Origin of the sequence: Escherichia sp. MOD1-EC6819, from assembly GCF_002965765.1 — a bacterium.
Taxonomy (GTDB): domain Bacteria; phylum Pseudomonadota; class Gammaproteobacteria; order Enterobacterales; family Enterobacteriaceae; genus Escherichia; species Escherichia ruysiae.
The window spans coordinates 1-24,847 of sequence record NZ_PTRG01000020.1; the positions used below are offsets into that span (position 1 = coordinate 1).

The following is a 24,847-nucleotide window of genomic DNA, read 5'->3' on the forward strand; positions in this document are numbered from 1 at the left end:
TGCCGTCGAAAGACAGAACGGCTTCATTTACATAATATTCCGTCATAATGGAAAGAGTCCCTTTGAATAAAATATTTAATAATGGTTGTGATTTATTTTTCAGTCATGAAGGTGATATCTATCGCCGTCTGAAGAGTAGTTTTCTCTAATGTGCCAGGCGGCGATATATCTGCCTTTCTGTCATTCATGTTTAAATCAAGCTGCCCTGATTGTGTATTTATTTTTCCGTTCTCTGTTGCAGTAATATTAAAGTTCTTACAGGTTATATTAAATATTCCGTCACTGGTCATTTGTAGGATAGTTTCTCCGCAGCTAAGAATAATGGAATCTCCCGCTGCAAAGCGTAAATTCTGTACGGTCTGAATTGTTTTATCTCCTCCGGCAAGGGAAGTATCATCCGTCTGAACTGTAAGAGAACGTTTCTCACCAATAATCGCTGTTTCTGTTTTATCAATAACTTTAAGTCGATTATTCCCCACCCAGTGGCTTTCATTATTATTTACTTCAATGCGCTGATCTTTCTCGGCATGCAACCAGACCTCTTCCCCACCAGGTTTATCCTCAAAACGCAGGGCGTTGGCATTCGTCGGCCCCCCACCAATTGTGTGGCTGTAAAACCCACTTTGCGTCGCTGCACCAGGCAATCCCCACGGCGGCATCGTGTCCTGGTTGTATGTCCGCCCCACGATGATGGGTAAATCCGGGTCACCATTTTTGAAATCCACCAGCACTTCCTGGCCAATACGCGGGATCTGGATCATGCCGAATCCTTTTCCCGCCCACGGATAGCTAACACGGACCCAGCAGGAGCTGTTTTCGTCATTGTTACCATAACGATCCCAGCCAAACTGCACCTTCACCCGGCCATATTTATCCGTCCAGATCTCCTGCCCCGCCGGACCGGTGACGATGGCGCTCTGCGGGCCTTTGGTATGGGGTTTGCTCAGGGTTCGCTGTGGGCGGTAGACTTCACTGGTAGGGTGCAGTTCGAACGTGGTGACATAGGTAAAATGCTGGTCCTGGCCGCTGTACTGCGCATTGTCCCGTAAAAACAGTGTGGTCTGCACCAGCAGATATTCCTGGTTGACCTCCGCCGTCGGATGATTCATCAACGTAAAGGTGTAACCAGTCATGAGGGTGCGGATATTCCCCGCCCCTCCAACCCGGCTGCCAGGGCTGCGCTGCGCTTCCATACGAATGCGCGTCAGCATCTCGCCTTCCCCCATAGTGAAGTAATCACCAGGCCATTCGTAATGCTCATATTCAGCATGACCGGTATCACGCGGATTAGCCACGGTACTTTTCAGCAGTGAACGCGGCTTCATAAAATCAAAATCGTCCAGCACCCACTTTCCAGTACGCAGCCTCTCACTGGCCGTAATGGTGTGGATAAATTCCTTATCGAGCTTCAGTCCTTCCTGGTGCCACTCTACCAGCGGCGAGTCCGGGCACGTTTTATGACCATTGATGGCATCAGCCAGTACCAGCGTGTGGCTGTTCTCGCTGTGCTCAAACCACCAGTAGATACCCCATTCCTGCATCAGGCGCTGGATGAAATCAAAATCGGTTTCACCATACTGCACCTGCCAGGCGCGGGGGGGATAATTTTCCACCAGCCGTTTTTCCACCGGAAAAGAATATTCAGCCAGGACTTCATCGAGAATCTCCACCACGGTTTTGTTCTGGAAGGCTTTGTAGTCGCTGGTGTGGGTCAGCAGCTTCAACCACGGTTCAATGCGCAATTCATACGTGACTGAGCGCCCCTCGTGACCGACTACCCTCGCAGCCGTCACCAGCCCGCTGATATGCCGTTTGCCACCACCGTCCAGTTCGATATTGACACACATGTCTTTGCCCACCATCGGTTTGAGCGGCAGATTGGCAGCAGGGGAGACATATCCGAGGTTCAGGGTGTCAGGCGTTTTAAGCTGTACTGTATAGGAAAACAGATTCCCAAGCCCTTCCGAACCATTCATACCTGCAAACAGCAGAATCTGCGCCGGCACCGCACTACCACTTACTGTGACGTTATGCGCCCCCGAACCAGCGGCAGCAAGCGATGCCGCCGCATCCTGAGCTGCACCAGCCATATCCGAGATCCCTGACGCGGCGGCGGCGGCCTGCGCAGCAGCTACTGCAGCTTTAACCAGTCCTGACGGTTCTGGAAGCGCACCAAATAGATCTGCAACTGCCTGTTCTGCCATCTGTTCGGCTGCATCAGCTACATCGGTTGCGGCTGAACTTGCGCTTATAGCACTACTTTCTCCGGCTATCGGTGGCGTGGAGATAGCTGGCCCACCGTTACTGCCAGATTTATTACCCGCAGATACAAAACTCATGATATTTATTCCTTTAATATCGGATTAGAATTTAGCGCCCGGCGACCAGAAAAAATAAGAAATAACCCGCCACTGTCCATCTTTATAATGAAAAAAACATGTAAGATTTAAATCCTGCCGCAAATGCCAAAACATTTCTTTGATGGAGATATTTTTGAATTCAGGATTTGTTGAGCGATAGGTATTTTCAATTTCGATATAATACTCGCCGACAAGTTTATAACGAGGCTTTATAAATTCATGCTCTGGCTTACCATAGTTATTTAATAAAACATTCTCTTCAACTCCATTATACACACCACTCGCATTCAGATAAGCATGTTCAGGGATATCAGACATGCTATTTTTCGCCCCACCCACTATCAAAAAAATAATCACAGCGTATATTAGCTTCATTTTTTTACGCTTTTCACAAAAAATTCAGAACCCGGAACCATTCTATTTAACCGCTCAATGACATTTTCCATATAACGAGAGCGCAGTTCCATACCAATATTCATTAACGCACTGGCGTCGCCGGAGAATGGTGTAGTTGCTTTATCTGCATCGTCACTATAGTATTCATCAGTAAGATATCCAATAATATGCCCAAGCTCGTGAGACAGCCCTATTTGCTCATGGCAAACTTTTGATGAGCCAAGACATTTAGCTGCTGCAACTATATCTTTAGAGTCAAATTCAACGTATCGACTATTCCAGACAATGTTACTCTGACGAAAGCTATTTGGATCATCATTATCAATTTTAAACACTACTACATCCCAATACCCATGACGATCAGTCTGAATTATTTCTATTGTGAAGGGTAAGTCCTTACCATTAAACTTACTAACAAACTCAGACTTCCCAGAAACGGATAAAAAAACCTTATTATTCCATGTTTGATTAATGACAAAAATAACCTTCCCATGAAAGGCATTTTTCTCCATATCTGTCCAATCAGTTTTTGCATCCCATCTTTTTATCCAATTATATTTCCATCTCAGCAATAATGAGATTGCACCATTTTCACGGTCAATTCTTAAATCGCCCCAGGCATCATTGTCCCTGATATATCGTTTATCCAGCATTAAGTCGTCATAAGCATCATATGCCTGCTGAATAGCCTCATCATGAGAGTTACCCATGTTCACCTCCGTATATTGCTATATATCCAATAAACCTGAAGATGCTTGCTTATCCACCAACGCAGACGGGACCAGGGATAGCCTGAAGATAGCAATCAACTTGAATTTCATGGGTATATTTGTTTCCCATCTACACGTTTATCGTCATATTTTTGTATAGCTATTCTCAGCATTCGTGGCACATGATTTTTTCTCCAGCCGCAGCGCATCCACATACCGCCCCTCGCTGTTCTGCTGCCAGAACCACCCCTGCCCTTGTTGTGCCTGTGTCAGCATTTTGTCCGGCCAGCCCGGCCACGGCAGGTGCCGCACGCCGGGCAGTTCCACTACCGGTGCGTCCGGCAGGTCGGTGAGTTCCCGGCTGCGCTGCGGTACACGCCGCAAACCACGCAACCACTGCGCCCAGCGCGGCCCCGGTCGCCACATCGCCCACAGCTGGTCTGCCTGCTCCGCCAGCCGCCCACAGCGTTCTGTCTGTGGTGAGACATGTACTGCCGCCAGTCTTGCCAGCCAGTACAGCCAGCCTTGCGTTTCATCCAGACTCTCTTCCAGCCATTCCCGTCCGGCACGCTGGTAAATCACCAGCGGCCACGGCCTGCCCGTGCTGTCTCGCGAGGCGGTCAGTACCCCTGTCATCCATTCATCACGCCCGCCAATGGGTAAAAACCCCGGCGACAGGACGAAGCTCCACGGCAGCGGATGGTGCTCCGGCAGCACCGACTTTTCACGCGGTGATAAGTGCATCCAACCGTCATTCTCTCCCGTCGTCACGGCATCCGTTCCTTCCGGCAGTACAATATGCCGCCCCTGCCCAAGCCACGTCTGCTGGTTCAGCCACGCCTGCCACACCTGTCCTTCGTTCGCGCTCACCCGCCAGCGCACATAATCACGCTGGTCCGGCAACCTACCGAACATCGACGGGGTCGATACTGCCGTAGCACGGCGCATTAGAGCGCCCTCTCCGGGCAGGCGAAACGTTGCAGTAGTCCCCGGTTCACCGGGTCAAAGTCTCTCCCGGCGGTGATTTCCAGCACTACCCGTCGCCCATCAAAACTGTACTCCACCTGCTGCGTTCCCCGTACCGCTGTATCCTGCGCGTTACCCGCGTCCAGCAGGTGAAACAGCGCCCACGGCCCGTTCGTCAGCAGCGTCGAGGTGTCCTGGCGGATGCGCGGGCTGGCGGTGATTTCCGCCATTGAGCCGTTGCGCGGCCCCGGCCAGTTCACTTTTAGCGGCCTGACCGGGCCGTGAGCGTAACGCAGCACCTGCCCATCAATGTCAATCACCAGCTCGGTGATGGCCGGATCCATATCCACGACGCGGACCTGCATCGCCCAGGAAAACTTTTTCCCGCCTTCCCCGTTAAAAAAGACGCGGCGGATTTGTTCTGCCTCCTGAAACGGCACCAGATCTGGCCCGTGCAGCGTCATGTTGCCTTCGGTCGGTTTGTAACGCCACGGATTGCTGGCAATGTCCGCCAGCGGGGCCAGTTGTTTCGTCCAGAAGGCATCCAGCACCCCGCCGCTGGCAAAGATACGGTTAAAATCGTCCGCGCTGACCTCCTGCGGGCTGTCGGTAAAGGGATAGCGCCCGTCAATGGCGTCACGGCACTCATCACCGATCACCGCCTCCATTTGCGCATTCAGCACTTCACCCGTTCCGGCATTGATTTTGCGTGTCCCCTGCAGTGTTAAATCCAGCAGAATATTTTTCAGCGGCGCGGGTAGTTTTGCTGCCTCCAGTTGAAGTTTATCCGCCGCCGAAATGCGGCCCGGTAATGTGCTGGCCGCCAGTGCACTGTCTGCAATGGTGAGCTGGGTGTAATATTCATTGAGCATCGTCAGCAGCGAATTAAGCTGTGGTGCACCGCCCCCTTGTCCGCTGTCCATACGCCCGGAAACAACTTCCCGCAATGCGGCAAAACGATCATCCACCAGCGTTTTCTCCAGACGTTCTTCTGGATGGATGTCCTGGAACAGCTTCGCCGTCTGTACCGCTTTTCCCGCATTACCGGAAAGCCGATCCTGCGCTCGCTGGGCCATCTGCTTTTGTCTGGCCTGTGCATCCAGCGGCGGTACCAGGGTGGTCTGCTCCACCACGGCTTTACTCAGCCGCATCAACGGTGAATCTGGCGAGGCCAGGGTACGGAGCACCTGAAGATCATAGGCCAGCCCCGGACCACCGTCCTCCCCGGCGCTGTTGATGCTGTGAATACTGACCAGAAAATCCTGCCACCGGCGGGCATATTCAGTCAGGTACAGGCGACGGACTTCACGGGTAACCGGGAGTTCCTGTCCCGGTAACTGACTCATTACACTCTCAGTCGTTTTTTTTTGCGCATTTTCCCGCCCCATCACCCAGGCATCATTCGCTGACGCTGCGGCAACAAATTCAGGCAGTCGTTTGTCGAATAACTCCCGGTAGCCTTCGCGGGTGAAGATGCCCGGTACGCCCCGATCCAGCGGCGCGCCATCCGTGCGAACAAAGACGGTTCCAGCATCTGCCCCTACAGCGCGCACCAGCGAAAACTCCTGCGGTGCTTCACTCTCCATAGAAGCCAGTGCACGGGCATAGATACGCTCAGTGCTGGTGTGTCCATCGAGGAAAGTTCGCGCCTGGCGGATCAACCCCTCATCTTTTTCGTAGGGCGAATGCACTACGCGGCTACCGTCAAACAGAGCGTCGATATGTTCCAGCACGGCTGCACGACCACCAAACTCCGCCACGCTGTCGCGGTTGTCCAGGTCATTCAGTACCCATGAGTGAATTTCCGCCGCGTTGTATTTGTCCTCGTGGTCTTTATCGAGGTTCAGCAGCAGATAAACATGCAGGGTGTCATAGGCGGCTTTGCTGTTCTGACGTGCTATCGCATCCGAAAGCACATATTCCATGCGTTTCACCAGCGGCGGCAACAGCAGCTGGTCCAGCAGGCGGTCGTACAGAGAGGCCACACTCTCCATCACCGGCGGAACGCTGTACAGCCCGTAACGCCAGGCCAGCGGCGGTGAGTCCGGATCCAGCCCCGGCCAGGCAGAGAGCGCCCGCGCCTGGTTCAGTAATGCGGGAACCGGGTGCATCGCAGGTTTTCCGGTATAGGCTTTGACATCAGTATCCAGTTTAGCCGTCCGGGTGGCGATTTCATTCAGATACCCGTTGTTACCCTGCTGGCTGCCCTGCATTCCCTGCCATAACCAGAAAGCCAGCGCCAGTACCAGCAGATGCCCGCCGGTACGCAGTAGCCGGTAACGCCATGCCCACTGGAGATTCGGCTCCACCAGGTGCGCTTCGCGGAAGATTAACTGTTTCAGTAGATCGTGGAGAAAATAGCTGCGGTTGCCGTCCGGCAGGGTATGAGACGGTGAATCCGCCTTCCCTTTTATTGCCCGGACAAAACGCGGCCAGATGCCCGTATGGTCTGCCACGGCGTCCGCCTGCGCCTGTGCCGCGCTGGTGAAAAATACGCCGCGCAAGGTGTTGTTAAGCTGGGTGGCATCGAATTTTGAATCGAGGAAGATCTGTTCAATGGCTTCCAGCAATGGCGCGCCCAGCGCGGCAAATTCACGCGGGAAGCGATACAGCCGCTGGCGGCTTTTAAGGTCGTACTCTTCCTGCAACCGGGTATCCAGCCCCTGATCCAGCCGCAGCGTCAGATTTGCCAGTTCCTGCCCACAGAGCGCATGTCGCGACTGCAGATCTGCGGAATTACGTTTCCGGCTGTAAGGCAAAGTGAAGCCCCATACCTGGGTACGAAGGTGACTGGTAAGACCACGAAAATACTCCGTAAAGCCCGGCAACAGATCCATTTTTGTGACAATAAGATACACAGGAAAACGGATCCCTAGCGTCTCTCTCAGTTCTGCCAGCCGTGCACGCAGGGCTGCACAAGTAGCCAGGCGTTCTGCCGATGACTGCGCGGTTAGATCTGCCACGTTCAGCGTCAGAAGCACGCCGTTCAACGGCGCGTTGGGGCGGTGTTTTCGCAGCAACCCCAAAAATCCTTGCCACTCTCCGGCGTTACGCTGTGTCGCGTTCGTTTCGCCGCCATCATCGTGGCGGGCATAGCGCCCAGCGGTATCGATAAGTACCGCTTCGTTGGTAAACCACCAGTCGCAATGCAGCGTGCCGCCACCAGGTACATTCAGGATATGTACGGTCTGTTCCATCTGTTCTGCTAGTGGGAACTGCAATCCAGTGTTGAGCAACGCGGTAGTTTTACCATCGCCCGGACTGCCGATGACCATAAACCACGGTAACTCGTACAGAAAACGCTTTCCTTCCAGTGCCTTACGCCAGAATGGCTGATCTACTCGTAGTTGTTTTAGTTGCCGGATGGCGCGGGTGACAATATTGCTGACGGTGCGCAAATCAGCTTTAATTTCCCCGGCCACCGGCACGTCTTCCCCGCGTGGATGCAGGAAACGGCGCAGCAATTGTTCATCCAGGCGCAGCGCCCGCCACAGGCGGTACAGGCCGTATAGTGCATAAGTCAGCAGGATCAGGCCGATAAGCGTCAGACGCAGCCACAGTGGCGCAAACGGGCGAACGTCGCCAAAGGCCAGCAACGGTGACACAAAACCGATGATCAGGCACAGAACCGTAACGCCAATAATGCTCATTGACCAGTTCACCAGCCACAGGATGAGCAGCATCAGTAATAGAACGATGGTCACCCCCCTACTGCTCACGGACACCAGCGGATGCAGGGTGTCAAACGCCACCAGCGGTCCGATAAACCAGACCAGCAGCGCAAGCATCACCACGCCGACAATCGCCAATGCGCGGCGGGAAAACAGCAGACTGAGAAATTTTTGCATTATTGTTCAGAGCTCCATGCGATAATCAGTAATAGCAAAATACCCAGGACTGAAACCCCCTTTCCTGTACGTGATACTGAAAGAAAATAAAGAACAATCTGAATAGCCGCTGAAATAAAATAAATTAATCTTCTGATTACCTCTCTATTTCCATTTCTCTGAGGCAATGCTGTTATTGAAGGCTCCATATCCTGCATCCACTGATACTCATTCCCGGAAAAAAGCATGATAGTGACCAACCCCATAATGAATAATAACCATCCTGTTATCTTAATTATTTTTCTCATGAGGACTCCCAGACAGTCATTAATAAACCAGAGAAATGCAACCAGTTGTTGATAATAAAATCGCCATAGCTGGTATCTTGCTTTATTTTTTCCAGACTAAGAGAAATACCTCGATTATAACGAGCTTCAATAATTCTTATTTGTTCTTCTGTCAGGTGAGGTAAGGATACCTGAAAGCCATCTTTTTCAGCCAATTGATAGCGATGCCTTGCAGCTAATTTTATATTAAAGACATCATGTTGGAGGTAATTTTCCAACTCACGCAACTGAGAATTATCCATTTTAGTCTCATCAAGCCCGAGTGTTTTGGCTGCAGTTCGCAATTGCATACTCACCGCACCAAAAGATGTTTTTTCTGGTTTCGAAGCTATTGTGATATGTTCATCAACCCACTCAGGCCCACTCCAACTCATAGCACGAAATTCAAATGCCAACGTGTCTACAATCTGAGGATCTCCCACTACTTCAATCCAACAAACTCCAGCAAGCAAGGGAGCAGGTAAATGCCAGGCATTTGCAGCTGCATTGATCAAAAGGCTGTTATGCTTCACCCAACCATCTTTAAAATAACGCCCAAATGCTACTCCTCCCCCCCATTTTTTAGGCGCCAGTTTCCAGAATATAAATTCTGTTACTCCCCACACTGGCGAATGGTTAGACGCATTACACTCCAGCTTTTCCATTATTAATTTACTCCACCACCAGAATTTCTACCCGGCGATTCTGCGCTCGTCCGGTTTTAGTGCGGTTATCAGCCACCGGCACGGTATCCCCCTTCCCGACAACCCGGATTCGACTGGTAGAAACACCACCGGACTTCAACAGCGTAGCCACTTCCGTCGCCCTTTTTTCCGATAACTCCTGGTTAGATGGGAATTCCGCAGAATGGATCGGCTGGCTGTCAGTGTGACCAGTCACCGTCACTGCGCCCCCCACTCGCGCAATCTCGCGCGCGGCCTTATCAATCACCGGGCGGAGCGCGTCATTCACGGTTTTCTGCCCCGGCACAAACATCGTGTCGCCCCGGAAGACCACCCGACTGTGATGCTCATCTTCCTCCACCGTCAGCAGACCACGGGTGATCTCGTTCGCCAGCAAGATTTTCAGTCGCAGTTTATGCACGGGAACAGGTGGTGGCGGCAGATTTTTACCAATGGCATCGATACGCTGCTGTACGGCTTCTGTGGCGAGACTCATCCGGTAGTTGTAAAAACCAAATAAGGTCAACATCACCAGCAGGGCTATTCCGCCACTCAGCCAGACAGGCACTCGCTGCATCCGCCGAATCCGACCGCCGACGGCACCGGTGAAACCAGGCGAAAGTGTTGGTGTTACCGGATCGCGGCGCTGGATCAGTTGAGTCAGCAGTTGCTGGCGGATATCGTCCAGTTGTTTACGCCCGTCGGGGCGCACGCTGTAACGCCCCTCAAAACCCAGCCCCAGTATGTGGTAAATGATTTCCAGCACATCGCTGTGCTCCTGGAAGCTGGAGGCCAGACGACCAATTATCTGAAACAGCTTGATGCCACCTTCACTTTCGCCATGAAAGGTGATCAGCAGGCTTTTTCCAGCCCAGACCCCACGTCGCCCCCAGCTTGTATTGTTGGCGGCTTCATCCAGCGCCGTACACAAGCAATAGCGAACCGCCAGCACATGCTCGCGGCGCAGGTTTGCCTGGTCGCACAGCGTCTGATATCGGCGAACCTCCCGCTCTAGCAGGGCGCGGTAATGTTCGATAAAACCAGGGGCGAGTTCGCGGGGCATCTGCGCCAGTGCACATAACAGAGGACTTGCCGCCGCCAGCAGGGGATTAGCGGCGGCAGTGATTTCAGCCAGCCGGAGTTTCATATCCGGGCCGTCCTCAACGACCACCTTGCTCTCCTCCTTGCGAAGAGTGTCCTTTATGGCCGCGCCGTAACCGTCATTGTCGGGTGCCTTTCCCCCCCCGGTTGATGGCTGAAATGGCAGGGTATTCGCCGCCTGCGGCGTCAGGATATCGTCGGTCATTTATCACGCACTCCCCACAGAGCCATCTCCAGCCCCGGAAACTCTCCGGCAGTGTGCATGGCCATGCCTCCATAGCGGGCAATATGTTCCCAAAGCACGCCATCGCGGCGAATGTCGTAATAGATGTACCCGGACTGGAACGGAATCTGACGCGGGGGGACCGGCAGCACCTGCAAAGTCAGCCCCGGCAGGTGCGAGCGGATCAGTTCCGGCAGGCGTTCGGACGGCCCGATTTTGGTCTGGGCGGAAAAATATTGCAGCAGGGCGTCGGCAGACATCTGCGCCTTCACCGTCAGCACAAGCGCGCTGAAACCCGATAGTTCGGAAGGTTCAACCACCGCATTGAGGATGCCATAAGCCCCCTCTTCCAGCGGAATCCGCTGCGCCCCCCGGATCAGCACGGCATTCAGCAGGTACTGTACCTCGTCCACCACCGATTTCAGCCCTGCATAAGGCGTCAGGTGTTTATATTCTTTATATTCTTCCGGGCGGCGAGTTTGTGGTCGCACATAGGTCGAGAGTTCACCGGCCAGTTCGGACAGGTTACGATAGAGCACTTCCGGCGACAGCGGCGTTTTCGCCAGATGGATCAGTAATGGGCCAAAACGATTGAGAATTTGTAACAGCAGGTAATCCGACACTTCCGCTGCCTCATGGCCGTGTTTATCACTGCCCGTCAACCGTTCCGCCAGTGAATCTGCGCGCATTTTTATCAGATCGTTGATCCACGACAGCCAGGTGCATATCAGTGAACTTGCCTGGTAGTTCACCACTGGCGGGATCAAATCTTTGTCAAGCTCGATCCGGCCATCGGGATGCAGAGCCGTAATGCGCGTCAGCGGCAGGCCGATCCACGCATCCGTCACTGCTTTTTCCGGCAACAGGCGCAGGCGCAGGTGGCTGAGCTGCAACAATTGTGCGCCACGCCCCAGCGAGTTGGCATCGCGAATTTCATTTTCATGCACCGAAAAGCGCGCCAGCGATTCCGGGTTATTGTCGAAGCTGGTTTCCTCGCTGTTCGGCGTGCGTACCGGCACCGCCAGGCAAATCTGCTGGTTAAGATGCTCCGGCAGAATGGTCAACGGCGGCGGCAGCGGCGTATGGCCCGGCGCATTAAACGGCGTACCGTCCGCAAACACCCCGGCAGCCTCTTTCAGTACCAGTTTGCCGATGTTCAGCGCCTCACTGTCAATGCTGTATTCACTGAAGCCCCAGAAAAAGGGGGAAAGCGGCAGACTGCGGTAGTGAATAACGTGTTCCAGATAGCGTTCCTGCTGCTGAAACATCTGTGGCAGCAAAAATTGTCCTTCACTCCAGACCACCCGGTTATTCCAACTCATAATTTACTCATCCCGTTCTTTAATCACGATGGCGCTTTGCTCTATGTCAGCATCCAGTTCGACTTTTTTCTTCGGCATAAAGCGGCTGTACCAACTTTTTTCCGGTGGATCAGGAATTTTATATGTGGCTCGCCAGACCGATTTTCCCAGATTGCGGTATCCGGCGAGGATCCCCAGCGTGGTGGTTTCCTTATTGAGAGAGCGGCGCAGTTTTTTCTCCTCGCCCGGGCGCAAGATAAAGCTGTCGCGGTGCAGTAAATCATCGGCAAGAACAGTCTTGTCATTGTCCTGAAGTGACCACCAGTCCGCCGCCGTGAAGGCTGCATCATTTTTCAGTTCATAAACGCGTATCTCTATGGGCGCGGCTTTTTTCTGATTGTCAGGATTCACCTTATCGGAAGCCTTAATCACCAGATCGAGTCTTTGTGACATCAGGTCCGGCACGTCGTCGCTGTCAATGCTGCACCCGGAAAGCAGGCAGACAAAAGACAAAGCTACCGCACATAACCACCCACCGGGGTTACGCCTTTTATTCACTGTAATTTCCTTTAAAATCAAATAATAAAAACCGGCCAGGCTATTTACCGGGCCGGAAAAGTACCGCTTAAATTTCTTTATTGGCCTTGAAGTCGTAGCCTGCGGTGATGGTGCCGCCGCTACCACCTTGCTGGTTCTGCACCACGTATTCCTGCTTCACGGTGCTGAAAGAGAGTTCGACTCTCTCGCGGGAAGCTATCTCGCCCTCCTTGCTACCACTGGGGGAAACCACAGCCACAATCAGGTCAGTAAAGGTGTACTTGAGGTATTCCAGTGGATTGCCGCCTGCTTTACGCATGACAAGGATGGACTTCGGAATATGCTTACCGGAGGCGCAGTATTTGAACAGATTCGGGCTGGCGCGATCGATGTAATGTTCAAACTCCAGGTTAGTCACGGAGACTTTACCGGATCCCAGACCGCTGCCTGCGTGCATGGTGGACTCCTGATGGATATTCCAGCGCCAGCTCAGTACCTCAATTTCATTTTTATGTTTGTCATCCATTGACTCGCCATCAATGCCGTCAATTTTCAGAAAAATGTCATAAGCCATTTTCATTTCCTTATTAAGAATTACTTAAAAATAATCTCTGATTTATCTGTACATCTGGATACAGGTAAATCATTGCCGTACAGAACCCCCTCTCCTTAATTTCAGAAGAACAGAAGGCTGTATAATTTCCGGTAATGAGATACCGGCATGTAATTAATTCATAAACTGAATGGATTATATTTATTTACATATCACAGATACCGGTGACTCTCCTTGTTCCCGCTGACCCGGCAGAGAAGATGCCTGACACCGTGTCGCCGATGCAGGTACTGGTTGTGATAACCAAACCTGTCCGTGGTTATAAATACAGGAAACCCAGTAACGTTCACTATCCTGATTACTGTTCATTGTGGTATCCCATATTTGCCTGGTTTCACCCTTTATTTTCTCTGTCTCTGGTTTTAGATCTATCCGGTTTTCAGGTTTTCCCTGCGACATCCCTACGCCGTCCAGCCACAGACGGGGTTCATAACGGGAAGATTCCTGCCACGATGTAGGTACATCCGACTCCAGTACTGTCGTTGAGGATTTTATATTGATAAACACGGGACAACTGACTTCCCACGCTGCAACATATTGTGGATAAAACAATATATAACCCAATAACAGAGAAAAAATAAAACGCGTCTCCATAGCACCTATTCTCTACTCAATAACATAAAAAGCTTCCGCATTATTACTGGCATCAGGATAGGATCCATCACTGCGCATTCCGCCTTTTCTGGAGATTTTGCGCGCCGATACATTCGAGGCTTTACCTGTCCACTGGTCCATAACATAAATATACGAATCATCTTGTTCGAGATAGAAAGCAGCATGTTTATGAGCATCTTCCCTCGGTGGATATTTCCCATTCACAAAAGTCGCGATTGCTGTTCCTCTGCGGATCGATTTATCTCCGAAAACTTTCCGCCCCTGCTTCCACGTTCCGGTATGCCCTACATGTGCATATACCTGAACTAAGAACACACATTCCTTTCTGTCTCCTGCTCCCGCCATTCCCACCATTTCAGTGCCCTGCAATGAATCTACCAGGCCATAAACATATGCCATATCTCCCCCTGAGTATTATCTGACATCATTCATTAAAATATTCATAAAAATCAGGCAGTACCCTGTTTTACTGACGGCAGTTTTGTGACCAGACGCAGCGACCCCGTTAATCCTTCAAGCTGGAAATGCGGGCGCAGGAAGAATTTGGCATCGTAATAACCCGGATTACCTTCCACTTCTTCCACCACCACTTCAGCAGCCGCCAGCGGCCGACGAGCTTTAGTTTCCTGTGAGGAGTTCACCGGATCGGCATCAACGTAGTTCATGATCCATTCATTGAGCCAGCGCTGCATATCTTCACGTTCTTTGAACGAGCCGATCTTGTCGCGCACGATGCACTTGAGGAAGTGCGCAAACCTTGAACAAGCGAACAGATATGGCAACCGGGCTGAGAGATTGGCGTTGGCCGTGGCGTCCGGGTCGTAATATTCCTGAGGTTTTTGCAGCGACTGTGCGCCAATAAAGGCGGCGTAATCAGAGTTTTTGCGATGGATAAGCGGGATAAAGCCATTTTTTGCCAGTTCCGCTTCACGGCGGTCAGAGATGGCGATTTCCGTCGGGCATTTCATGTCCACGCCGCCGTCATCGGTCGGGAAGGTATGACAGGGCAGATTTTCTACCGCCCCACCAGATTCCACACCACGGATCAACGTACACCAACCGTAATGTTTGAAAGAACGGTTGATATTTACCCCCATTGCATAGGCGGCATTACTCCAGACATATTTGCTGTGATCTGCGCCATCCGCATCTTCTTCAAAATCAAACTCATCGACAGGGTTTGTTTTCGCGCCATAAGGCAAACGGGAGAGAAAACGCGGCATCGTCAGGCCAATGTAACGAGAATCCTCGCTTTTACGCAGTGAGTTCCACGGTGCATATTCGAGGTTCTGGGTCACAATTTTGGTCAGGTCACGCGGGTTGGCCAGTTCCTGCCAGGAATCCATCTGCAACACTGATGGAGAGGCCCCGGCAATAAACGGCGCATGGGCGGAGGCTGCCACTTTGGCAATGGAGCCGAGCAGATCCACATCCGGCGGGGTGTGATCAAAATAATAATCCGCAATGATACAACCGTAAGGTTCTCCGCCTAACTGCCCATATTCGGCTTCATACAGCTTTTTGAACATGGGGCTTTGATCCCACGCGATCCCTTTGTAACGTTTCATATTTTTCCGCAATTCATCCTTCGAAAGGTTCATAAAGCGGATTTTTAATTTTTCATCGGTTTCAGTGTTGTAAACCAAATGTTCCATCCCACGCCAGGAGGACTCCAGTTTCTGAAAATCTGGATGACTCAGGATTAGCTTGATCTGTTCCGTTAATTTGAAATCGATCTGCTCAATAATCGCAGCAATACTTTTATAAGCATCGTCACTAACGATGACCGTATTTGTCAGAGCCTGTTGAGCCAGCGTCTGAACTGCCGCCTCAACCGCCTTTGCAGCCTGAGGTGTCTTGGGACGGAAGGCTTTATCCAAGAGCGAATCAAACTCCGTTTCCTGATAGGCAGTGGTTTGCGCAGTAGAGAGGTCGCCAGTCGCCAGAAGAGTATCGTTTACCATGAAAGTTCCTTAATAAAATCGCAGTTAGTCTGCTGTTCCCGTTTCACCTGATAAGACACTTTCCTGTTGAGCGACAGGTTTTGGCGCGCTGGCCAGAGCTTTCAGTAACGTTGGGTCTTGTAATAGTTTGTTGATCAGATTTTCTGCTCCCGCTTTACCATCCATATAGGTTTGCAGGTTGGCAAGCTGAGTACGTGCTTCCAGCAACTGGTTCAGGGCATCCACCTTACGGGCAATCTGCGCAGGCGAAAAATCGTCCATATTCTCTAACGTGATATCGACCATTAACTGCCCTTCGCCCGTCAGCGTATTGGGGACAGCAAATGCCACGCGCGGCGCAATGGCTTTCATCCGCTCGTTGAAGTTATCGATATCAATATCAAGGAATTTACGATCGGTGACCGGTGGCAGCTCTTCGCGTGGTTTACCGGCCAGATCGGCCAGCACCGCCATGACAAACGGCAGTTCGATTTTTTTCTCGGAGCCGTAAATCTCTACGTCATACTCAATCTGCACGCGGGGCGCGCGGTTGCGGGCAATAAACTTCTGCGCGCTGTTGTTGATAGCCATAATCCTTCATTTCCTTATCAGTCAGCCGACGACACCAGGGGAGTGGTCCGACGGTACAGTTTAAAAATCATACGCAGAGAGTATTTTTATAATCTCTTTGTTTTCTTTTTGTTTTTTCCGCAACACAGGGAGTGATTTCTTCGCCGGAGGACACCAGGTATCAACCCCTTTTTCGATGCCTCTTTTATCCTTCTCTGGTAAAGAGCTGTCCCATTCACCAGCAAGATGCTGGCACATTTCCGCATTACTCAGAAAATGCTGCACATCCTGTGGTAAAGGCGGTTCCCCCTGAACACAGAAAGCGAACATCATTAACAGGAATGTCAGCAACATCGGATAACGAAATGCCATACTTAATGTCCATCAATTGACCAGCGCATGAGATATGCTCTGGCGGGAGGGCGATATGTTGCAGAAATACAGCCCCTTGCACGCGCATTAGCAGGCGTGCGCAAAAATTTATCTACCGATGCACAAAAAGCCCCCTGCAAATCATTGGTGGAAGAATCTCCAGGAAAGCGACTAACCCACAATGCACCACTTAATTCTTTTGCAATAAGGATGTTCCATTAATCCGTTTCAAAAATAATCTGTTCATCCTCATCAACACGGATGCAGATTTGCGTGATAGCTGTTTTCTCTGTCATCGCCTGCAACCAGTAACGGGACAGTTGCGGCAGAATATGCTGCTCGATATAACCAATCAGCAAGCGTGCCCCTGTTTCGTGCATCGGGCAGTGCGCCACAATGTGCGTAATGAGTTCGTCGCCATAGATGAGTGAAACGCTATGCTGCTCCGCCATACGATCCATCAGTCTGCCAAGATGCAGACGGGCAATAACACCTCGCGCCTTCTCATCCAACGGCAAATAAGGGATAACCGTCACCCTCCCCAGGAAAGCCGCTGGGAAGTGTTTGCGTAACTCCGGCATTAACGCCTCTTTTAGCCCTGCTGAATCGGGCATCAGCGCCGGATCCTCGTAGAGCTGGCTGATAAGCTCCGCACCTGCGTTAGTGGTCAACAACAGCGTGGTATTTTTGAAATCGATGTGGACACCTTCGCCATCCTCCATCGCACCTTTATCGAATACCTGGTAGAACAACTCGTGGACGTCGTGATGGGCTTTTTCAATTTCATCCAGCAACACCACGCTCCAGGGATGACGGCGTACAGCTTCCGTCAACACACCGCCTTCGCCATAGCCAACATAGCCGGGCGGCGCGCCTTTCAGCGTGGAGACAGTGTGAGACTCCTGAAACTCGCTCATATTGATAGTAATCAGATTCTGCTCACCGCCGTAGATTGCTTCTGCCAGCGCCAGCGCGGTCTCGGTCTTGCCAACACCGGACGGCCCGGCCAGCAAAAAGACGCCCACAGGTTTGCGCGGATCGCCTAACCCCGCCCGCGCGGTCTGGATACGCTCACCAATCTGCGCCAGAGCATCCATCTGCCCGGTAACACGTTGCGCCAGGCGGGCAGGCAGTTCCAGGATCTGGCTGGCTTCATCTTTTACCATGCGCCCAGCGGGAATGCCGGTCCAGTCGGAGACAATCGCCGCTACCACCGCCGCATTAACTTCCGGAAACACGATGGGGTTTTCACCCTGCCAGACTCTTAATGCTGCTTCTGACTGTTGCAGTGTGATTTCATCACGCTCGCGGGTTTCTGCAGCACGCTGCTCCTGTAATCTGTTAACCAGCTCTAGTTCTTGCTGCCAGCGTTCATCCGCATCAAATAGTTCTCTTTTCAGCGATATAATCTGCGACGCCAGTGTGTCGCCTCGCTCTGCGCGGATTCCCATTTTTTCCTGTTTTAATAGCAGTTCCTGCTCCATTTCAGCGGCTTTGAGCCGTTGACGCAGAAACTGGATATTCGCTGGTGGAGTGTGCAGCGACAGCGCCACGCGGGCTGCGGCTGTATCCAACAAACTGATGGCTTTGTCCGGTAGCTGTCGAGCCGGGATATAACGGTGAGAAAGCTGTACAGCAGCACGCACGGCTTCATCAAGGATGAGTACGCTATGGTGCTTTTCCAGCGTAGTGACTAACCCGCGTACCATCTCAACAGCGGCAGCCTCTTCCGGCTCTGCCACCTGCAACACCTGAAATCGCCGGGTCAATGCCGGATCTTTCTCTATATGGCGTTTATACTCACTCCAGGTGGTCGCCCCAATCGTTCGAAGACTGCCACGCGCCAGCGCCGGTTTCAGCAGGTTGGCAGCGTCACCTGTACCGGATGTACCTCCGGCGCCTACCAGGGTGTGAACCTCATCGACAAACAGAATCACCGGCTGCGGCGAGCACGCAGCTTCTTCCAGCAGCGCCTTCAGGCGGGATTCAAATTCGCCTTTCATAGACGCTCCCGCCAGCAGCGCCCCGACATCCAGCGACAGCAACCGCACGTTACGCAGTGAGGGCGGCACTTCCCCCTCGGCAATCGCCAGCGCGAATCCTTCCACCACAGCCGTTTTCCCGACGCCTGCCTCGCCAGTTAGCAGCGGATTGTTCTGCCGACGGCGCAGCAGAATATCCGTCATAGTACGAATTTCGTGCTCTCGACCGGTGACTGGATCGATGCCACCTTCGCGAGCCTGTGCAGTCAGATCCTGACAGTATTTCGCCAGCGCGGATTTACTCCCTGCTGATTTACTGGAAAATGCCTGACTGCTTTCTCCCGGAACCGCAGAATTCAAATCCGAACCATCATATGGAATCTCTGATATTTCAGGGGATGATGAGATTAAAGACGGAAGAATATCCAATAGTTCATTTACCGGTAACCCAGCCAATGGCGCACAGATATTTTTTAACACTCGATACAATTCTGGTGTGGTTAACCAGGCTAGTAGTAACCATCCGCTACGAATTTTGTGATCGCCAAAACGGATGCTTGCCAACATCCAGGCTTTTTCAACAGAAAGATCTATATGGTGGGAAAAATCGCTAATTACGCTAGCTCCGGCAGGCAATATATCCAATTGCTGAATTAACGCATTCTCTACATCAAAAGATGTTATTTGGTAATGCCGAAGAACATGGTGAATATCATTCTCTGGTTGTTGTATTAGCTGATGCAACCAATGCGTTAGTTCGACATAAGGATTAGCGCGTAATTTACAGAACGTTGTCGCAGACTCCAAAGACCTGAATAAAGGTTTTGTTAGCTTTCCATATAGTGCACTGCGTGAAACAGGAGTGTCCATCTGTTACACCTGATGATGTAAGAACATATAAATGATACATAAACATAAATGTACCGATTAGAACTTCTAATTAATAGAATCATCAAAATTCCAGAATGAAACAATGATGCATATCACAGAACGCAATGTAATATAGCGGTTAGTATCTTTTTTATGTTTTTTTTCAATACAGAAAATCAATCACATATACATTATGAATATATTACATCAAAATTATCACAATACATTTCCGCAGGAATTAATATTGATAAAATAAATTGTTCAGCATTACTTATCTAAAAAATTGAAATTATTCTTCTATTGAAAAGAACACTCTATACAGCGATACGTAATGAAACGAAATATTTCCTGGGGACTACAAAAAATACAGGCGCACGGGGTTACCGATAGCACAATTTACGCGACTGCAGGAACACAGATTATCTTCACCGTCAACGCGCCCTGGCTTCCTGTTTTTGAGGTGGATGAGAATGCGAAAATTGCTCTCAGCCTGACTCGCCACGAAGAGGCGTGGTGGATAATCAATCAGTCCGATGAATATTGTTGCACGGTAAATGATCAGATTGTCGAGCCGCATCACCGTATGCGCCTGAATGAAGGGGATCTGATTGAATGGGGATTATCTTCCTGGTGTCTTGTTCGTAACAATCCGACGTCTCTTACTCCACGTGAGGAAAAGACGACACCACAGACTGCTGTTTCGCTGGAAACAATAAGCGAATATCTCGATCTTGACTGGTTTCGACAACAGCAACGGCAGTCGCAAAATCCGTTTGATATCATTCCGGTTCATGGCACAGTCGCCACCGAAGGCACCCCAGAAACAGATAACCCACTAACCCTACTTTACCAGGAATACCGCCAGGCATTATTGTCCCCTGAACAAGATATCCATCGTTATGCCGATCCATTTCCCCTTAATGAAGAGGCAGTTACGCTAGATCTGGCCTCATTGCGCAATCTGACCACTGAAGCTGATTCATTGCAGGATATGGTCACAGGAGGGTTAAGCATTGACGCTATTCTCGATGTCCTGGATACCACCGGCGAAGGAGAAACGATCTGGCCTACCGAAACGGTTCTCCCCGATATTCTGCACTTGCTTTCCCCGGAATACGCATCGGAAATGGTGCATAGCGCCGTCTTACCCGATCTGACACAACGTGAGCACCGCCTCATTGGCATTGACAGCCATTACCGGGTAAACCCGGTACAACACGGAGATATCTATCATGACAAGCAATAACGTGCTACCGGCTACCTTGTCGGCACTGCTGCGGAATTATTCTGTAGCGGAAGGTATTCAGATGGCTGAGCAACAAGTAAAGATGCACCCAACTAAGGCTTTACATCGGCACAGCCTGTTTCAGTTATTGTGCGTGATCGGCTACTGGTCACGAGCGCTGCAACAAATCCAACTGTGCGCCCGACTGGACGCAAATTATACCCGAGAAGCGCAGGTATTTGGGGAGTTGATTCGCTGTGAGATATACCGCCAGTCCTGCTTTCATGGTGAACAACGTCCCGGCTTTATTCTCCCTCCTCCCGTCTGGATGGAGGATCTGCTTGTCGCCCTCGCCTGTAACGCCCATGGTAAAACGTCAGATGCCGATGCCCACCGCAGCCGCGCGTTTGAGACCATAACAGACACTGCCGGACAGTGGAATGGCGGCACATTTGACTGGATAAGCGACAGCGACTCCCGTACCGGCCCAGTGCTGGAACTGGTCACTGGTGGCATGTATATCTGGCTGCCGCTTTCGCAAATTCGCTCACTGAAATCGCCCCCGCCAGCGAGTCTGACCGATCTGATCTGGAAACCCGTCAATATCACACTTCACAATGGTGATGTGCATGGTGCCTGGCTATTTTCCCGCTACAGCGGTTCAGAAAAGGCCTCCGATACCCTGTGTCTGTGCCGCAAAACCGTCTGGCAGGATGGTTCCGGAGAAACCCTGGTACAGGCTCTGGGGCAAAAAATGTGGCTCACCAGCCACGGAGATATCAGTCTGCTGGATTTGAGCACCTGCACCTTTAATTCACCTGAAGGCCAAGATGCATGAATGCCTCCCACCAGCGCCCGGGCAAACACTTACTACCCACTCTGTTTGACCGCCTGTGCGACGACACCCCAAACCAGAAGCGCGACCACGATATCAGTGTTAGCCCAGCTCAGCTTAAAGAGATCATCCGCCGGGATTTGTCGTTTCTGCTCAACACCATCAGCCATGAAGATGATATTGATGCCGCGCGTTACCCGCAGGCGGCTGCTTCCGTAGTGAACTACGGCCTGCCGCCGCTGGCGGGGAGCTTTTTGTATGAACATAAGTGGGATGATATCCGCAGAGCCATTTTGCGTACTATTACCCGGTTTGAACCCCGGCTGAAGACCTCCACACTGCAAATCATCCCGCTACAGGATGAACAACGCCAGAATGGCCATAACACATTACAGTTTGAAATTTGCGGTGAGATCCTCACGCAGCCGTATCCGACAGCATTCCGGGTACGTAGTGCGCTGGATATGGAGCACAGCCGCATTACATTTTATTAATATAGAGGGTGAGTGATGGATCCACGGCTACTGGAATACTACAACCGCGAATTGAGCTACCTGCGGGAAACGGGAGCCGAATTTGCCGCCCGTCATCCCAAAATCGCCGCCCGTCTGGGAATGCAGGGAGCGGATATTGCCGACCCCTATGTGGAGCGTATGATCGAAGCTTTCAGCTTCCTGACCGCCCGCACGCAGCTTAAAATTGACGCTGAATTTCCCCGCTTCACCCAGCGTTTGTTGGAGGTCGTCAGTCCCAATTACATCACCCCAACCCCCTCAATGAGCGTGGCACAACTACATCCCGATCCGGAAGAAGGTGATTTGGCGAAGGGATTCACCGTCCCACGCAACACTGCCTTTTTTTCCTCCATTCCGGAAGGTGAAAGCGCCGCCTGCCAGTTTCGCAGCAGCCAGGATGTGACACTGTGGCCGCTTGCCATCGAAGAGGCGCGCCTGACCGCCGCGCCGCCGGATATGCCCGCCCTGCACCGCTACCTGCCAGCTAACATTCACGTCGCCGGAGCACTACGCATTACCCTGCGCACCTTCGGTGAACTGACCTTCAGCCAGCTTGCCGGGCTGGACAAGCTGCCGCTCTATCTCTGCGGCGAGGAGCGCACGACCTCACACCTGTTCGAACTGCTGCACACCAGCGCCATTGCCACACTGGCTGGCGTTCCGGGTCATTTTGACGGCGTACTGGATGTGAATCTGAAACAGCCCGTCATGTACGAGGGTCTGGAGCCGAATCAGGGGCTATTGCCGCTGGCGTGGAACGTGTTCCACGGCCATAACCTGTTGCATGAATATTTTGCCTGCCCGGAACGCTTTTATTTTTTCACCCCGACGGGTCTGTCTGCCGGGTTACAAAAAATTCACAGCGGCGTGGCGGAAATTGTTATCTTACTGAACCGCCTGCCGCCAGACTGGCTGATCCACCAGACAAATGCTGCACAGTTCAGCCTGTTCTGTACCCCGGTGATCAACCTGTTTCCCCGCGTCACCGCCCGGATCGATATCACTCACAGCACGACGGAGCAGCACCTGGTGGTGGACAGAACCCATCCGCTCGACTATGAGGTGTTTTCGGTCCAGGAAGTGGAAGGGTTGGAAGCCGACACCACGCGGAAGATGACATTTCGCCCGCTCTACCACACCCGCAATAATGATGAAGGCAATCATGGGCGTTATTTTTCCCTGCGCCGGGAGCCGCGTCGGTTGTCTGAGAACGCCCGCCGCTACGGCACCCGCACACCCTATACGGGTTCGGAAGTATTCCTGTCGCTGGTTGACCAGTATGAAGCCCCATACCCGGAAAATCTGCGCCATATCACCATCACTGCCATGGTCACCAACCGCGATCTGCCCTGTCTTATTGCACGCAATGGTCGGGACGATCTGACCGTGGATGCGGCCATCCCTGTGGCAGGCGTGGGGCTTATCCGTCCACCTCGTCCACCACAGCCACCACTGGCGGAACGTGAAATGGCCTGGCGGTTGATCCGCCAGTTATCCTTTAATTATCTGCCGCTGGCCGATCTGGATCACCGCACCGGCGGTCAGGCACTGCGCGATCTGCTGAACCTGTTTATTCCGGCGCATGACAGTCCGCAGTCGCGTCAGGTACGCAGCCTGATTGGCTGTAAAACAACGCCTGTTACCCGCCGTCTGCCCGGTTCCGGGCTGCTGGTTTATGGTCGCGGCGTCAGTTGTGAGCTGACGGTGGATGAAGACGGATTCTCTGGTATTAGCCCGTATCTGTTCGGTCTGGTGTTGGAGCAATATATCGCTCGTCATGTTTCCATTAATACCTTCTCGCAGATGACGCTGCACAGTATGCAACGTGGGAAAATTATGACCTGGCCGGTCAGAGCCGGACTACGGGGAAGTGTATGAGCGGCGATTTCACCCAAGCGCAGAAAACGCCCTGGCGCTATGGTTTTCTGAACCTGATGCGCCGCGTGGATGTGCAGTTGTGTACCGTCCCTGCAGGTAGTGCCTGGCAACCAGGTATGGAAAAATTTCGCCTGGGACAAACACCTACACTGACCTTTGCGCCACGGGAAATCGCCAATGTGAGCTGGCAGCAAGGACGCCTGCACCTTAGCCTTTACAGCCTTGGACTGTGGGGTCCGAACGGTCCGCTGCCACTGCATTACACTGAACTCGCGCGCAATCGGACCGAAAGCCGCTGCGATCCGACCCTGACCCGTTTTACCGATCTTTTTCATCACCGCTGGCTGACGCAGTTTTATCAGGCATGGCGCAGCGCCCAGTCCGCCGGGGGCGGTCTGGATAAACAGGAATATGACCGTTTTGCCTTTTATATCGCCAGCCTCAGCGGGCAGGATTTACGGGAAAGTGCAGATAGCTCGCTGCCGGATCACGTTCGCCTGGCGGCATCGGCCCATCTGGTGCGCGAATCCCGCAACCCGGACGGCTTGGCCGCCACGCTGGCGCACTATTTCAGTGTGCCTTTCCGGATACAAGAGTATGTCCTGCACTGGATAACGGTGGCTGATGATGAAATTACCCGACTGGGGATACCAGCCCCCTCTTCCGTCATTGGCAACGGCGCACTCATCGGCCAGGCCGTGCCGGACATGCAATATAAGTTCCGGCTGGTGATTGGCCCGCTGACACTGGCTGACTACCGGCGTTTCCTGCCTGGTGGTAATAACCTGCCAGTACTAACGGAACTGGTTCGTGCATTTACCGGGTTTGAATACTGCTGGGAAATTGAGCTACAGCTTAAACCACACGCAGCCCCTCCGGCTGTTACTGGCGGTCCATATCAGCTTGGCTGGACCGCCTGGGCAGGGAAAGCCCTGCACGACAACCCGGTGACGGGCATGATTTTCGAACCTGAACACTATCTGGCACACTGAGGATAAT

The 24,847-nt window shown here is 52.1% G+C and carries 22 protein-coding genes; 5 read left to right on the forward strand and 17 right to left on the reverse strand.

Going from position 1 to position 24,847, the window contains the following annotated elements; genetic code table 11:
- Positions 1-92: 92 nt before the first annotated feature.
- The 17 genes from A7Z06_RS20815 to tssH all read right to left on the reverse strand — a co-directional run bounded on the left by A7Z06_RS20815 (position 93) and on the right by tssH (position 19,395).
- On the reverse strand, positions 93-2,339 hold the full coding sequence (locus tag A7Z06_RS20815) for a type VI secretion system Vgr family protein (RefSeq protein WP_105279568.1): 2,247 nt from the start codon (positions 2,337-2,339) through the stop codon (positions 93-95).
- A 24-nt stretch (positions 2,340-2,363) separates the two neighbouring features.
- Positions 2,364-2,678: a hypothetical protein gene (locus A7Z06_RS20820; protein ID WP_001280221.1), complete on the reverse strand. Its 315-nt coding sequence runs from the start codon at positions 2,676-2,678 to the stop codon at positions 2,364-2,366.
- Between the two features lie 53 nt (positions 2,679-2,731).
- Entirely contained in the window at positions 2,732-3,466 is a 735-nt protein-coding gene (locus A7Z06_RS20825; protein WP_000528403.1) for a hypothetical protein, read from the reverse strand.
- 144 nt (positions 3,467-3,610) lie between these two features.
- Complete coding sequence (locus A7Z06_RS20830) at positions 3,611-4,414, reverse strand: TagF domain-containing protein (protein WP_001250472.1); 804 nt, start codon at positions 4,412-4,414, stop codon at positions 3,611-3,613.
- Positions 4,414-8,280: a type VI secretion system membrane subunit TssM gene (tssM, locus tag A7Z06_RS20835; protein WP_105279569.1), complete on the reverse strand. Its 3,867-nt coding sequence runs from the start codon at positions 8,278-8,280 to the stop codon at positions 4,414-4,416. Before tssM ends, A7Z06_RS20830 begins: the two co-directional genes overlap by 1 nt.
- The gene (locus A7Z06_RS20840) at positions 8,280-8,567 is read right to left on the reverse strand and encodes a hypothetical protein (RefSeq protein WP_001226254.1); all 288 of its coding nucleotides are present in this window, start codon (positions 8,565-8,567) and stop codon (positions 8,280-8,282) included. The genes tssM and A7Z06_RS20840 overlap by 1 nt, the downstream gene beginning before the upstream one ends.
- Positions 8,564-9,250: a hypothetical protein gene (locus A7Z06_RS20845; protein WP_000412907.1), complete on the reverse strand. Its 687-nt coding sequence runs from the start codon at positions 9,248-9,250 to the stop codon at positions 8,564-8,566. Before A7Z06_RS20845 ends, A7Z06_RS20840 begins: the two co-directional genes overlap by 4 nt.
- A gap of 7 nt (positions 9,251-9,257) precedes the next feature.
- Complete coding sequence (tssL, locus tag A7Z06_RS20850; RefSeq protein ID WP_105279570.1) at positions 9,258-10,574, reverse strand: type VI secretion system protein TssL, long form; 1,317 nt, start codon at positions 10,572-10,574, stop codon at positions 9,258-9,260.
- Positions 10,571-11,914, reverse strand: a complete 1,344-nt coding sequence (gene tssK, locus A7Z06_RS20855) for a type VI secretion system baseplate subunit TssK (RefSeq protein ID WP_000118769.1) — start codon at positions 11,912-11,914, stop codon at positions 10,571-10,573. The genes tssL and tssK overlap by 4 nt, the downstream gene beginning before the upstream one ends.
- Before the next feature lie 3 nt (positions 11,915-11,917).
- A complete protein-coding gene (gene tssJ / locus A7Z06_RS20860; RefSeq protein WP_001042671.1) occupies positions 11,918-12,451 on the reverse strand; it encodes a type VI secretion system lipoprotein TssJ in 534 nt (177 codons plus the stop codon).
- A gap of 67 nt (positions 12,452-12,518) precedes the next feature.
- Positions 12,519-13,004: an Hcp family type VI secretion system effector gene (locus A7Z06_RS20865; RefSeq protein ID WP_000312804.1), complete on the reverse strand. Its 486-nt coding sequence runs from the start codon at positions 13,002-13,004 to the stop codon at positions 12,519-12,521.
- 180 nt (positions 13,005-13,184) lie between these two features.
- The gene (locus tag A7Z06_RS22340; RefSeq protein ID WP_094184950.1) at positions 13,185-13,637 is read right to left on the reverse strand and encodes an STY0301 family protein; all 453 of its coding nucleotides are present in this window, start codon (positions 13,635-13,637) and stop codon (positions 13,185-13,187) included.
- Between the two features lie 12 nt (positions 13,638-13,649).
- On the reverse strand, positions 13,650-14,057 hold the full coding sequence (locus A7Z06_RS20875) for a BPSL0067 family protein (RefSeq protein ID WP_000332237.1): 408 nt from the start codon (positions 14,055-14,057) through the stop codon (positions 13,650-13,652).
- A 50-nt stretch (positions 14,058-14,107) separates the two neighbouring features.
- Complete coding sequence (gene tssC, locus A7Z06_RS20880; RefSeq protein WP_000245851.1) at positions 14,108-15,622, reverse strand: type VI secretion system contractile sheath large subunit; 1,515 nt, start codon at positions 15,620-15,622, stop codon at positions 14,108-14,110.
- A gap of 24 nt (positions 15,623-15,646) precedes the next feature.
- The gene (gene tssB / locus A7Z06_RS20885; protein WP_000996814.1) at positions 15,647-16,192 is read right to left on the reverse strand and encodes a type VI secretion system contractile sheath small subunit; all 546 of its coding nucleotides are present in this window, start codon (positions 16,190-16,192) and stop codon (positions 15,647-15,649) included.
- A gap of 60 nt (positions 16,193-16,252) precedes the next feature.
- On the reverse strand, positions 16,253-16,543 hold the full coding sequence (locus A7Z06_RS20890; protein ID WP_000885690.1) for a hypothetical protein: 291 nt from the start codon (positions 16,541-16,543) through the stop codon (positions 16,253-16,255).
- A gap of 218 nt (positions 16,544-16,761) precedes the next feature.
- Positions 16,762-19,395 carry a type VI secretion system ATPase TssH gene (gene tssH / locus A7Z06_RS20900; RefSeq protein ID WP_024212670.1) on the reverse strand — a complete coding sequence of 878 codons (2,634 nt, stop codon included), beginning with the start codon at positions 19,393-19,395 and terminating at the stop codon, positions 16,762-16,764.
- A 331-nt stretch (positions 19,396-19,726) separates the two neighbouring features.
- Here tssH and tagK point away from each other — a divergent pair, with 331 nt between their 5' ends.
- Genes tagK through tssG form a run of 5 tightly spaced genes read left to right on the forward strand, consistent with a single transcriptional unit; the run spans position 19,727 to position 24,840 of the window.
- Complete coding sequence (tagK, locus tag A7Z06_RS20905) at positions 19,727-20,641, forward strand: type VI secretion system-associated protein TagK (protein ID WP_000827836.1); 915 nt, start codon at positions 19,727-19,729, stop codon at positions 20,639-20,641.
- Positions 20,628-21,458, forward strand: a complete 831-nt coding sequence (locus A7Z06_RS20910) for a type VI secretion system accessory protein TagJ (RefSeq protein WP_000203358.1) — start codon at positions 20,628-20,630, stop codon at positions 21,456-21,458. The genes tagK and A7Z06_RS20910 overlap by 14 nt, the downstream gene beginning before the upstream one ends.
- Entirely contained in the window at positions 21,455-21,949 is a 495-nt protein-coding gene (tssE, locus tag A7Z06_RS20915; RefSeq protein WP_000994234.1) for a type VI secretion system baseplate subunit TssE, read from the forward strand. The genes A7Z06_RS20910 and tssE overlap by 4 nt, the downstream gene beginning before the upstream one ends.
- Positions 21,950-21,964: 15 nt before the next feature.
- Positions 21,965-23,848, forward strand: a complete 1,884-nt coding sequence (gene tssF / locus A7Z06_RS20920) for a type VI secretion system baseplate subunit TssF (protein ID WP_000371474.1) — start codon at positions 21,965-21,967, stop codon at positions 23,846-23,848.
- Positions 23,845-24,840 carry a type VI secretion system baseplate subunit TssG gene (gene tssG / locus A7Z06_RS20925; RefSeq protein WP_000012133.1) on the forward strand — a complete coding sequence of 332 codons (996 nt, stop codon included), beginning with the start codon at positions 23,845-23,847 and terminating at the stop codon, positions 24,838-24,840. Before tssF ends, tssG begins: the two co-directional genes overlap by 4 nt.
- The last annotated feature ends 7 nt before the right edge of the window (positions 24,841-24,847 follow it).